Annotated in this window: 10 protein-coding genes, 1 tRNA gene and 1 other annotated feature; of the genes, 8 read left to right on the top strand and 3 right to left on the bottom strand. The window is 63.1% G+C overall.

The window, feature by feature from the left end:
* Positions 1-43: 43 nt before the first annotated feature.
* The 7 genes from VJ897_RS06495 to VJ897_RS06465 all read left to right on the top strand — a co-directional run bounded on the left by VJ897_RS06495 (position 44) and on the right by VJ897_RS06465 (position 7,365).
* Positions 44-1,252 carry a class I SAM-dependent methyltransferase gene (locus VJ897_RS06495; protein ID WP_324054365.1) on the top strand — a complete coding sequence of 403 codons (1,209 nt, stop codon included), beginning with the start codon at positions 44-46 and terminating at the stop codon, positions 1,250-1,252.
* Positions 1,253-1,291: 39 nt separating this feature from the next.
* Positions 1,292-1,732: a TrgA family protein gene (locus tag VJ897_RS06490; protein WP_324054363.1), complete on the top strand. Its 441-nt coding sequence runs from the start codon at positions 1,292-1,294 to the stop codon at positions 1,730-1,732.
* Positions 1,732-2,868: an NUDIX domain-containing protein gene (locus VJ897_RS06485; RefSeq protein WP_324054361.1), complete on the top strand. Its 1,137-nt coding sequence runs from the start codon at positions 1,732-1,734 to the stop codon at positions 2,866-2,868. Before VJ897_RS06490 ends, VJ897_RS06485 begins: the two co-directional genes overlap by 1 nt.
* A 53-nt stretch (positions 2,869-2,921) precedes the next feature.
* A complete protein-coding gene (locus tag VJ897_RS06480; protein WP_324054359.1) occupies positions 2,922-3,956 on the top strand; it encodes a cysteine synthase A in 1,035 nt (344 codons plus the stop codon).
* Positions 3,953-6,487 (top strand): DUF3772 domain-containing protein, encoded by a 2,535-nt coding sequence (locus VJ897_RS06475; protein WP_324054358.1) that lies wholly within the window; start codon positions 3,953-3,955, stop codon positions 6,485-6,487. Before VJ897_RS06480 ends, VJ897_RS06475 begins: the two co-directional genes overlap by 4 nt.
* Complete coding sequence (locus VJ897_RS06470) at positions 6,484-7,203, top strand: alanyl-tRNA editing protein (protein ID WP_324054356.1); 720 nt, start codon at positions 6,484-6,486, stop codon at positions 7,201-7,203. Before VJ897_RS06475 ends, VJ897_RS06470 begins: the two co-directional genes overlap by 4 nt.
* 72 nt (positions 7,204-7,275) lie before the next feature.
* Positions 7,276-7,365: transfer RNA gene (locus tag VJ897_RS06465), tRNA-Ser, on the top strand.
* 587 nt (positions 7,366-7,952) lie between these two features.
* On the opposite strand, the gene VJ897_RS06460 is transcribed toward VJ897_RS06465, so the two are convergent.
* From VJ897_RS06460 to VJ897_RS06450, 3 genes are all read right to left on the bottom strand, one after another.
* Positions 7,953-9,023, bottom strand: coding sequence for a hypothetical protein (locus VJ897_RS06460; protein ID WP_324054354.1), 1,071 nt, complete (start codon positions 9,021-9,023; stop codon positions 7,953-7,955).
* Positions 9,016-9,756 carry a hypothetical protein gene (locus VJ897_RS06455; protein ID WP_324054352.1) on the bottom strand — a complete coding sequence of 247 codons (741 nt, stop codon included), beginning with the start codon at positions 9,754-9,756 and terminating at the stop codon, positions 9,016-9,018. Before VJ897_RS06455 ends, VJ897_RS06460 begins: the two co-directional genes overlap by 8 nt.
* Positions 9,757-9,798: 42 nt before the next feature.
* Positions 9,799-11,033 (bottom strand): IS3 family transposase gene (locus tag VJ897_RS06450; protein WP_414706687.1). Its coding sequence is split into 2 segments (ribosomal slippage): positions 9,799-10,733 and positions 10,733-11,033, totalling 1,236 coding nucleotides; the frame shifts between segments, so codons are not numbered across the junction.
* Positions 10,630-10,746 (bottom strand) — a sequence feature (AL1L pseudoknot). It overlaps the preceding gene by 117 nt.
* Here VJ897_RS06450 and VJ897_RS06445 point away from each other — a divergent pair.
* Positions 10,972-11,618: type ISP restriction/modification enzyme (locus VJ897_RS06445; protein WP_324054348.1), on the top strand; the 647-nt coding region annotated here is incomplete at its 3' end. The two genes, VJ897_RS06450 and VJ897_RS06445, sit on opposite strands and share 62 nt — an antisense overlap.

Raw genomic sequence — 11,618 nt, 5'->3', positions numbered from 1 at the left:
GGACCGTAAAAGCCTGAAAAAGGACAAGGACGGAAAAGACCAGATGATCCTGACCACCACCGAGGGCCAGCGCGACCTGCCGCGCTATTTCACCCCTGTTTTCGACAAGCTCAAGGCGCTGCCGCGCGGGCGGCTGGACATAACGCTGCCCGACGGGCGGCACTTTCGCGTCGAGGGGAAGGACCCGGGCTACGTCGCGCAACTGGATGTCCACGATCCCGAGGTCTTCGCCCGCCTGATCCGCGAGGGCGACCTGGGCTTCTGCGATGCCTACCTGGACGGTGACTGGTCCACGCCGGATCTCATGGCCTTCATGGACCTGGTCCATGACGAGGCCGACGAGGTCTACGACGGGTTCCCGGGCCAGGGCCTGGTACGAGCCTATGAAAAGATGCGCTTCTGGCTGCAATCGAACAGCAAGCGGCAGGCGAAGCGGAACATTTCCTATCACTACGACCTGGGCAACGATTTCTACGGGCTCTGGCTGGATGACACGATGACCTATTCCTCGGCCCTGTACGAGACCGGCCAGGAAAGTCTCGAGAAGGCCCAGACCCGCAAGTATGCCTCGATGGTGGATCAGATGGGCGCGCAACCGGGCGATCATGTCCTGGAAATCGGCTGTGGTTGGGGCGGCTTTGCGGAATATGCCGCCCGCGAGCGGGGCCTGAAAGTCACAGGGCTGACCATAAGCAAGGAACAGTTGAATTACGCCCGCGAGCGTATCGAAAAGGCGGGCTTGTCCGACAGGGTCCAGTTCAAGCTGCAGGATTACCGCGACGAGCGCGGCGCCTACGACGGTATCGCCAGCATCGAAATGTTCGAGGCCGTGGGCGAACGGTACTGGCCGGCATATTTCGACACCCTTCGCAAGTGTCTCAAGCCAGGGGGGCAGGCCACGCTGCAGGTGATCCTGGTCCAGGACAAGAGGTTCGAGGCCTACCGCAGCGGTGTCGATTTCATCCAGAAATACATATTTCCCGGCGGGATGCTGCCTGCGCCCAAGGTGCTACGGGCCGAGATCGAGCGGGCCGGGCTAAGCGTCGTGCACTCCGTCGAGTTCGGCCAGAGCTATTCCGACACGCTACGGCGCTGGTACGACACCTTCAACGCCACGTGGGATGAGGTGGCCGCGCTGGGCTTCGACGATCGCTTCCGCCGGATGTGGAACTTCTATCTTACCTCTTGCGCCGGAACCTTCCGCAGTGGAATCTGTGACGTGACGCAGATCACGGTGACCCGCGGGTCCTGACATCGGCCCGGGCCGCCCGTCACGAAGGGGAGAGAGGCCATGCCGACAGCCGCGCGGCTTACCGGGGCGTTCCTGTTCGGGGTCCTGGCATGGTATGTCTCGGGGCTGATCGTGCCCCGGTTTCCCGAAGGCACGGACCTGGGGTATTTCGTGGTGGTGAACACCGTGATCGGCGTCTTGTGCGGCTGGCGCCTGGCCGGGCCGCGCGCCGGAACCGGCTATGTCGACGCGATCAGCTATGGCGTGACGACCACCGTGGCGCTGGTGGTCGTGGCGCTGTTCACCAACTCGCTTGTGATCATGATCGAGAACAGCCTGCGCAAGTTCTACGACACGCCGGTCGAGGCCGTCGTGGCCATCTTCGAACTGATGCTGGAGCATGGGCTGCTCATGGCGACGCCCCTGATCATGGGCACCTTGGCCATTGGTGGCGTGCTGGCCGGGCTGGCGACCGAGTTCATCGGGCGGCGGTACAGCTGATGGCACCGGCTCCGGCTGACCCGCTTCGGCCGATCTTCCTGTTCGGCACCCTGCTGCACCCGCCGCTGTTCGAGGCCGTGGCGGGCGAGGCCGCGCCCTTTCAGCCAGCCCGGCGGCCCCGGCACCGGGTCGCGCGCGTCGCGGGGCAGGATTTTCCCGTCATGGTCGCGGGCGGCGCGGCAGCCTATGGCGCGCTGGTGGCCGACCTTTCGCCCAGTGCCCTGGCGCGGCTGGATTATTACGAGGCCGCCTTCGGCTATCATCCCGCCGAGATCGAGGTGATCGACGCTGCCGAGCGCCCGGTCGCGGCGCTGGCCTATCTGCCTGCCCCCGGCCGGTGGCAGGCCTCGGCCGAGGACTGGTCGCTGGGAACATGGATCGCCGCCCATGGCGCGCGCACGCTGGACGCCGCCGCCGAGGCCATGTCGCTGCACGGCAGGGTCCCGGCGCAGCTCATGGGACAGCGCCATGCGCAGATGCTGGCCCGGGCCGACAGCCGGATTCGGGGCGCCGCGACCCCGCCCGCAGGCGGGCCATCGCGCGACGAGGTCACGCTGTTGGACCTGCGGCGCCCCTATATCAACCACTTTGCCGTCGAGGAGGTGGACCTGTCGTTTGGCCGTTTCGATGGCACCATGAGCACCGCGGTGGAACGCGCGGTCTGGTGCGCGGGGGACGTGGCCATCGTGCTGCCCTATGACCCGCGGCGCGACCGGGTGCTGCTGATCGACCAGTTCCGTGTCGGGCCCTATCGGAGGGGCGACCCCTCGCCCTGGATCACCGAGCCGGTGGCAGGCCGCATCGACCCCGGTGAAACCGCCGAGGAGGCCGCCCGGCGCGAGGCCGCCGAGGAGGCGGGCGTGAGCTTTCGCGCGCTGGAGTGCATCGCCGCGGGTTATCCCAGTCCCGGCACCACGACCGAGCACTTCCACCTGTTCCTGGGCCTGGCCGACCTTCCCGACGATCTGCCGGGGCCGGGCGGCAAGGCGGACGAGAACGAAGACATCCGCTCGCATCTCATGGACTGGGCCGATTTCGACGCGCGGCTTGCTGCGGGCGGTTTCCGCCTGGTTCCGCTTGACCTGGCCGGGCATTGGCTGGCCCGAAACCGGGACCGGTTGCGCGCATCCGCTTGATGTTGACCGGTGCGGGTCATACACCTGATGGACATGTCAACGAAGGGCCTGCCATGACTATCCGCCACGACCTCGCCGACGCCATCGGGAACACGCCCCTCATCAAGCTGCGCCGCGCCTCCGAAGAGACCGGCTGCACCATCCTTGGCAAGGCGGAATTCATGAACCCCGGCCAGTCCGTCAAGGACCGGGCGGCGCTGTTCATCATCCGAGACGCGGTGGAGAAGGGCCTGTTGAAGCCCGGCGGCACAATCGTCGAAGGCACCGCCGGCAACACCGGGATCGGGCTGGCGCTTGTCGGCGCCTCGATGGGCTTCAAGACCGTCATCGTCATCCCCGAGACCCAGTCCCAGGAAAAGAAGGACATGCTGCGCCTGGCCGGGGCGGACCTGGTGCAGGTGCCAGCCGCGCCCTATCGTAACCCCAACAACTATGTCCGCTACTCCGGCCGCCTGGCCGAGGAAATGGCGCGGCACAGCAACGAGGGCGTGATCTGGGCCAACCAGTTCGACAACGTGGCCAACCGCCGCGCCCATGTCGAGACCACCGGCCCCGAGGTCTGGGACCAGACCAACGGCAAGGTCGATGGCTTCATTTGTGCCGTGGGGTCGGGGGGGACCATTGCCGGGGTGGCCGAGGCCCTGCAGCCCCGCGGCGTGAAGATCGGCCTGGCCGACCCGGACGGCGCGACGCTCTACAACTATTACACCACCGGCGAACACAAGGCCGAGGGCGGTTCTATCACCGAGGGCATCGGGCAGGGGCGTGTCACCGCCAACCTTGAGGGGTTCACCCCGGACATGGCCTACAACATCCCCGATGCCGAGGCCCTGCCCATCGTCTTCGACCTATTGGAACACGAGGGCCTCTGCCTTGGCGGGTCCTCGGGGATCAACGTTGCGGGGGCCATGCGGATGGCCCGCGAGATGGGGCCGGGCCATACCATCGTGACGATCCTGTGCGATTATGGCACGCGCTATCAGTCCAAGCTCTACAATCCCGATTTCCTGCGTGAAAAGGGCCTGCCGCTGCCCGGGTTCCTGGGGTCCGCGCCGCGGTCGATCCCCGGCGTCTTCGAGGACCAATGACCGCCCTCCTGCGCCTCCTGGTTGTGGTCGCGGTGCTGGGCCTGGCCGGCGCGGCGGCCGCGCAGGTCGGTTCGCTCGTGCCCGATCCGTCGGAGTCCGAGCAGCGGGAAGCAGACCCAGCGGCCGGGCAATCGGACGCGGAACTGGCCCAGCAGGCCGAGGCCCTGCCGCCAGCCTTCGAGGACCTGGGCGAATGGGAAAACCTTGCCACCCGCGTGGAGGAAGCCTTGGCGGCCGGGCGGGTTTCGACACAGGTGCTCGATGACCTGCGCGGTCAGCTTACCGTTTGGCGCGACCGCTTCCTGTCCCGGCAAACGATCAACCGCGACCGCATCACCACGCTGCGTGACCAGATCGCCGCTCTCGGCGATCCGGTCGAGGACGAGGACCCCCGCGTCACCGCCCGCCGGTCCACACTGAGCGAACGGCTGCAACGTCTCCGCGCTCCGGGCCTGCTGGCGCAGGAGGCCCATGAACGCGCCGACGGGCTGATTGCCGAGATCGACACCATCATCCGCGATCGCCAGGCCGACACCCTGCGCGAACGCGTCCAGTCACCGCTGAACCCGCTGGGCTGGGCCCAGGCGCTGAGCGGGCTGGTTGATGGCTATGGCCTGATCCGGGCCGAGGTCCTGTCCGAGTGGAACAACGAGATCCGGCGCCGGTCGGCGCTGGAGGCGCTGCCCTTTTCCGCGCTCTACCTGCTGGCCGCGATCGTGCTCTTGACCCGCGGTCCCCATTGGTCTGAGCGTCTCCAGGGGCGGGTGACCACACGGTCGAAACGGGGCCGCGGGGTCTGGCGGTTCCTGCTCTCGCTGGGAACGGTGGTCTTGCCCTACCTTGGCGTGGTCGCCCTGGTGCAGTCGATCGAGATACTCGATCTCGTGGGGCGGCGCGGTGCGCTGGTGCTGGACAGCCTGCCCCAAGCCGCGCTGATGCCGATCCTGGGGCACTGGATGTCGCGGATGCTGCTGTTCCCGACAGTCGCGGGGGCCGCCCCCGCGCTGGAGGTGGACGAGGATCTGCGCGGCCCCGGCGCCCGGCTGATCGTCTTGATGGGCTACGTGCTGGCTCTGACCCTGGTGCTGACCGCCTTCATGGACGCGACCGCCTTCGACGCCGTGCCGCGCGCGGTGCTGATCTTTGCCTGCGGGTTGGCCTTGGCGGTGGTGCTATGGCGGCTGGCGCGCGTCCTTCGCACCACCAATGCGGAGCCGGCCCAAGAGGACGAGATCGATCCGGCCGAAGCGGACGCCAGCCAGGAGCATACGCCTCACGGCTTTCGCCTGATTGCCCGCCGCCTGCTTGCAAGGGCCCTGACCCTGCTTGCCTGGATCGGCGTGCTGGCCGGGCTGCTGGGTTACGTCGCCGCCTTCGAGCTGCTCGTTGTTCCGGCGGCAATCTCGCTTTTCGTGCTTGGGCTCCTGGTCATTCTGCAAAGGCTCTCGGTCGATCTTTACACCCTGTTATCAGGCATCGAGGACGGCGCGCAGGATGCCCTGATCCCGGTCCTGATCGGTTTTGCGTTGTCGCTGTTCTCGCTGCCGGTCCTGGCGCTTGTCTGGGGCGCCCGGCGGACCGACCTGACCGAGCTTCTGGCTCGCGCGCAGGAGGGGTTTGCCATCGGTGAAACCCGCATCTCGCCGACCGATTTCCTGACCTTCGCGCTGGTCTTCGCGGCTGCCTATACTCTGACCCGGCTGTTGCAGGGCGCGCTGAGGTCCTCGGTGTTGCCGCGCACGAAGATCGACATCGGCGGACGCAACGCCATCGTCGCCGGCACCGGCTATGTCGGCATCGTGCTGGCCGGGATCCTGGCCATCACCACCGCGGGGATCGACCTTTCGGGCCTGGCCATCGTGGCCGGTGCGCTCTCGGTGGGGATCGGCTTTGGCCTGCAGAATATCGTTTCTAACTTCGTGTCGGGGATAATCCTGCTGATCGAACGGCCCATAAGCGAGGGCGACTGGATCCAGGTCGGCACCGAAATGGGCTACGTGCGCGACATCTCCGTCCGGTCCACCCGGATCGAGACCTTCGACCGCACCGATGTCATCATCCCCAACGCCGACCTGGTCAGCGGGCAGGTCACCAACTGGACCCGCGGAAACAGCGTGGGCCGGGTCATCGTGCCGGTGGGCGTCGCCTATGGCACGGACCCCAAGACCGTCGAGGACATCCTGCTGGAGATCGCCCGCGCCCATCCGTTGGTGCTGGCCAATCCCGCCCCGGCGGTCCTGTTCCAGGGCTTCGGCGAAAACAGCCTCGACTTCGAGATCCGCGCGATCCTGCGCGACGTGAACTGGGTCCTTTTCGTGAAATCCGACATGAACCACCAGATCGCCCGGCGTTTCGCCGAAGAGGGTATCGAGATTCCCTTCCCGCAGCGCGACCTCTGGCTGCGCAATCCCGATACCCTGCGCGGGCCGGGCGCGCCACAGGCGCCGGAGGGGCCGGTCGGCGACGCTGCGCGCCCCGCCGACCAGTCGCTCGCCACGGATACCGACCCCGATGGCGGAGAGGCCGGATGACAGAGGCCCTGTTCCGCGCCGATCCCTACCTGCGCGCCGCCGAGGCCCGGGTGACGGCCCTGACCGAGGAGGGCGGCATCATTCTCGACCGTACGATCTTCTACCCCGCCGGCGGCGGCCAGCCCGGCGACGGCGGGGTGTTGCGCTGGAAGGGCGGCGAGATCGAGATCGCAACGACCGTCAAGGCGGACGCGGACGACATCGTTCTTGTCCCGGCCGAACCCGCCGCGCTGCCGGGGGTGGGCGCGGTGTTGAACCAGGAACTGGACTGGGACCGACGCCATCGCCACATGCGCGTGCACACGGCGCTGCACCTGTTATCGGTGGTCATCCCGCTGCCCGTCACCGGTGGTGCGATCACCGCTGAAAAAGGGCGGCTGGACTTCGACATGCCCGAGGCGCCCGAGGATCGGGACGCGCTGGAACAGACACTCAACGACCTGATCGCCTGCGATTTCGCGGTCACCGAGGAATGGATCACCGAGGCCGAGCTCGACGCGCGGCCGGGACTGGTCAAGACCCTCTCGGTGGCGCCCCCGCGCGGCACCGGCACGGTCCGGCTGGTGCGGATCGGGGCAGGGGAGAACACCGCCGACCTGCAACCCTGCGGTGGCACCCACGTTGCCCGGACCGCCGAGATCGGACGGGTGCGCCTGGGTAAGGTCGAGAAGAAGGGCAAGCAGAACCGCCGCGTCCACCTGCATCTGGGCCGCTGAAACATCCAGTGCTACGATTAGTTTCCGCTGGACCCTTGCATCGCCCCTGCGTTTTTGGGTATCCCCCGCAACGGAGCGGTGGCCGAGTGGTCGAAGGCGCACGCCTGGAAAGTGTGTAGGCGGGAAACCGTCTCGAGGGTTCGAATCCCTTCCGCTCCGCCACTTGACCCAGCGAAAGCGTTCTCCCGATCCGGCTGCGGCCGGATTTTTTCGTTGTTTTCGAGGGTTATGCGGGATGGGCTGAGCACTGGCCCCGGCGCCAAGAGGCCCGAAAGCGGTCTCTCAGGGCCAATATTCTCCGGACCTCATGACTGCGCCGATCTGGTGAATAGCCTACAAGTATCTGGAATTTCGCGGTTTTTGCGTCGCCGAGGCTGAACACTTCGATGCCGGTGGCGTTCGCGAGATGGAACTGAAATCGAACCAACGCATGGGCCAAGTCGAACCGTTCGGAGCTGTTTCTGTACCTATTTGAGGCGTTAGACATGCTGACCTTCAAAACCGTGACATGCCGGGTAAAGACCAACATAAAGACTCTGCTTCGTCCAGGTTTCCCCAGAAAAACTCCCCGCCCAGACTCTCAAGACGGCTAGAAGCAATTTTCTTGAACTGAGCTTCGACGTCCTCTGCTGATTTCTTGTCCGGGAATGGCTGCGAGTTCAAACGTTGAGCCTTTCGCTCGAAGGAGCTGGGTTCTGGAAGCAGAGCAACTTCTTGTTATCGAATATTTTTACAAACTTGGTCTTGTGCTAAACTGATGGAAAGTTCTGCAAGAGGAACCGACTCGGCTCACCCTTGTCGGACCATTGATCCCATAGGGTGCGCGCTTGAGCATCGTCGGTATCAAGCAACCGGTATACCTGATCTTTGCGCTTCTGGTGCGCGCGCGCGCCTATCTTCCCGTCGGCGTCCGGCATGAGATAATCCTCCACGATGGAGGCTGTGAAATCGCTAGCCGTTCGTGCCTTGCGGTGCCTCAAAGCCAAGTCGGCTTCGACCTCGTTGGCACACTTCGCTGGTGCGGATTTCCCGAAGTATCTTGCCCCAAGCTTAAGCACCTCGTCCAGCTCTCCGTCCTCGGTCAGAAGACGGAGGACGTGTGGAATGTAGTCTTCGGCGCGTTGCTCTTGGAACAGGATGCGCGCCTGGGCGAATTGCTCTTTGGTCGGTTGATGTGTGACGTCGTCCGAGTCTCGCACCAAGAACTTCCGCTGCTCGCGCAGGCCCTCGAAGCTGGAGGTCGAGATCAGGACACCACGAATTCGAAAGGTCCAAGGTTGACCGTCTATAATGACCGGGCCGATCTCCTCATGGAGGAAATGCGGAACGATCTGAGTGCAAGCGACTTTGTATTCCCCCCAACCTGCATGTGCGCCCAGAGCGAGGCCTTTCGGATCAGCGAACCCGAAGGTCTGGGTGCGATGTTCCTCGTCAACGATCCAGATGACGAAATCGGGATAATACCAGTCAGAGGAATCGACGCGTAGCCTGAAGGACTTCGCGTCTTTCTCAATATTTCGCTTTAGCCAAATCTTTTGCTTTCCCCATACGAGTGGCGTAGAAGCTGACTTTGGATAATCTTTTTTTGGGTAAAGGTAAGTAATCAAGTCACGAACGAACTTCTCTTCTTCACGGTTTAGCGCCCCAGGGCCAGACAAGACACCAGTGTCCTTTTGGTCCAGCAAAAGAGGCTGATAGACGCTGCCTGGTGCAAGAACTTCGCAATTATTACTTGTCGCACTGACGATCAATGGAAGGTTCTGCACATTCGGGCACAGGGGGCGGTCTCCGAACAAATTTGTTTGCAAATTTTCAGGCATTGGTGCCTTCCTTGAAGTACTGGCTGGGAATGCCGCTGTCTGCCGCGCCGACGATTTCGTAGCTGCTATGTTTAGCCTCAACCTTGCGGTAGGCGCTTTCAAATAGCTTACGAGCGACTGTGCTTGCTGCAATTTGAAGCCGCTGGATGTCTTGCTGACTTTGAATCTTGCAGAAGCCCGGCAGGGCCCACACTTCGTACGGGCCATTGGCTAGGGCGGTGCTGACGGAGCGACGGTCGAAGCGGAAGTTCCAGCGCTTTCCGATGGCCTTCCACTGCATGAGATCTGTGTATATGGAGTCCATGTCTAGGTACGGAATAATTTTCTTGAATTCCGGAGTGATGTCCGCGCCCATTCGAGTCGCGCTTTCATCCAATCCGTCACGGCCGATGCGTGCAGTAGCAACACCTGCGGCATAGGAGACGACAATCTTGTTGACTGATTTAAGCCAATCAGCATCGCACAAATCGACAAGGAAGGCACTTTGTTGCGGGCTGATAGCCTTGATTGATATCAGCGCAGGAGTTTCTGGTAGCCAGTCCTGAACGTCGCAGACGGCTCTGGCCTTTTCACCGATTCCGTTCTCGAATAGTCCCTCCAAGAAGGCCTGCAGATATCGGGACTTGAGTCCGAAGACGAAGGCCGTTTGCAACGCAGCTAAGTCGCCCTTTATGTCTCGCAGACGCTTTCCGTTACCGTTCGTGCCAGCAAACCGCACGACGCGACCGAACATTTGGATGAACCAGACCGGGTTTACCGGAGAGATTGGAGTTGGTCATTCTGCGGCGATCTTAGCCTCGCAGTCGGCGTTGTAGAAGTTCCTTTCGGCTGTTGCGGGTGAGATGTATCCGAGCGGGCCGTAGAGGCGCTTGTCGTTGTACCAACGGACCCAGTCCAATGTTGCGAACTCGACGTCTTTCTTACCGCGCCACGGGCCTTCGTGCTCGATGACCTCGGCCTTGTACAAGCCGTTGATGGTCTCGGCGAGGGCATTGTCATACGAGTCCCCCACGCTGCCGACCGAGGCCCCGATCTTCGCCTCTTCAAGACGCTCGGAATACTTGATCGACAGGTACTGGACGCCGCGATCGCTGTGGTGGGTCAGCCGATCCCGGTCGGGCTTGCGGGCGGCAAGCGCCTGCTCGAGCGCGTCGAGAACCAGCTTGGTGTTGGGCGACGAGGAAACTTGCCAGCCCACGATGTAGCGGGCGAAGACGTCGATGATGAAGGCGACATACACGAACCCGACGGCGGTGCGCACATAGGTGAAATCGGCCACCCAAAGGGTGTTTGGGGCTGGTGCCTTGAAGTCGCGGTTCACCTTGTCTTCGGGGCACGGCAGGGCCGGATCGCGATACGTTGTCTTCTTGCCCTTGCCGCGGATAACGCCCTGTATTCCCATCTCTTTCATCAGGCGCACCACCGTGCAGCGGGCAGTCGCCACGTCATTCTCAGCAAGATCGTACCAGACCTTCACGGCCCCGTAGCGCTTGCCGCTGGCCTCCCAGCACGCCTTGATCTTCGGGCTGAGCTCGGTGTCGCGCTGCGTCCGCAGGGACGCCTTGGACGGGTCGCGTTTGACCGCCTGGTGGTGATGGTAGGTGGACGGCGCGATCGGCAGAACTCTGCAGATCGCCTCGACGCCGTACTGCCCGCGATGATCATCAATGAACATGATCATCTCTTGCGTTGGCGGTCGAGGTCCGCCGCTGCGAAAAAAGCCGACGCCTTGCGCAGGATCTCGTTGGCCTGCTTGAGTTCACGGTTCTCCCGCTGCAGCGCCTTGAGCTCCTCGCGTTCCGATTGCGTCAGGCCGTCGCGATCACCGTCCTCGATGGCCTGTCTGTTGATCCAGCCGCGCAGCGTGGCGCTACTGCATCCGAACTTCTCCGCGATCGAGGCGACCGCCTGCGACCGCGATTTGTAATCCGCTTCGTTCTCCAGAACCATGCGCACCGCGCGCGCACGTACCTCTGTCGAAAAACGGTTCCCTGGGTTTCCTTTGGTCATTGCTTACCTTCCGAGCTTTTTGCTCTCCGGTAAACCCGGTCTGGTTCAGAACATCCAGCACAGCATTGAGCACTACAACAAGCTACTTATTGACGGAAAAGAAGCCGAAACTGATACGCGATCAATAAGCTGGACGCGCGGCTTGAAGCAAAGATTCTCAAACCGTGAGAAAATCAATTTCAAAGATGGTCACGTTGTTCCTGCGATTTACCGACCGTTTGAAAAGACACAGGTGTTCTTCGGGAGAACGTTCAACGAATATGTTAACCAAATGCCGCGTATTTTCCCGACTGGGAGTATAGATAATAGGATCATTGCAGCCACCGGAATCGGTGCGAGCGGCGGATTTTCCGCATACATGGTCAACATCTTGCCTGACCTGAATATGATGGCGGCAGGGGCACAATGCTTCCCCCTCTACCTCTACGAAGAAACCACGCCCGAGGAGGGCCTGTTCGCCACTACGGACGGAGAGACCGGACTCGCTCGCCGCGATGCCATCACGGACGCCGGGCTCGCCCAATTTCAAGCAGCCTATCCGGGTGATACCATCACCAAGGAGGACCTGTTCTACTACATCTACGG

It is taken from the genome of Salibaculum sp. (assembly GCF_035270045.1).
Taxonomy (GTDB): domain Bacteria; phylum Pseudomonadota; class Alphaproteobacteria; order Rhodobacterales; family Rhodobacteraceae; genus Salibaculum.
Note: the sequence above shows the minus strand (reverse complement) of the source record. Positions and strands in the feature narration are given on the sequence as shown.

Coding starts and splice junctions, on each gene's coding strand:
- VJ897_RS06495 (WP_324054365.1), top strand. CDS start 44: ATGATCCTGACCACCACCGAGGGCCAGCGCGACCTGCCGCGCTATTTC.
- VJ897_RS06490 (WP_324054363.1), top strand. CDS start 1,292: ATGCCGACAGCCGCGCGGCTTACCGGGGCGTTCCTGTTCGGGGTCCTG.
- VJ897_RS06485 (WP_324054361.1), top strand. CDS start 1,732: ATGGCACCGGCTCCGGCTGACCCGCTTCGGCCGATCTTCCTGTTCGGC.
- VJ897_RS06480 (WP_324054359.1), top strand. CDS start 2,922: ATGACTATCCGCCACGACCTCGCCGACGCCATCGGGAACACGCCCCTC.
- VJ897_RS06475 (WP_324054358.1), top strand. CDS start 3,953: ATGACCGCCCTCCTGCGCCTCCTGGTTGTGGTCGCGGTGCTGGGCCTG.
- VJ897_RS06470 (WP_324054356.1), top strand. CDS start 6,484: ATGACAGAGGCCCTGTTCCGCGCCGATCCCTACCTGCGCGCCGCCGAG.
- VJ897_RS06460 (WP_324054354.1), bottom strand. CDS start 9,023: ATGCCTGAAAATTTGCAAACAAATTTGTTCGGAGACCGCCCCCTGTGC.
- VJ897_RS06455 (WP_324054352.1), bottom strand. CDS start 9,756: ATGTTCGGTCGCGTCGTGCGGTTTGCTGGCACGAACGGTAACGGAAAG.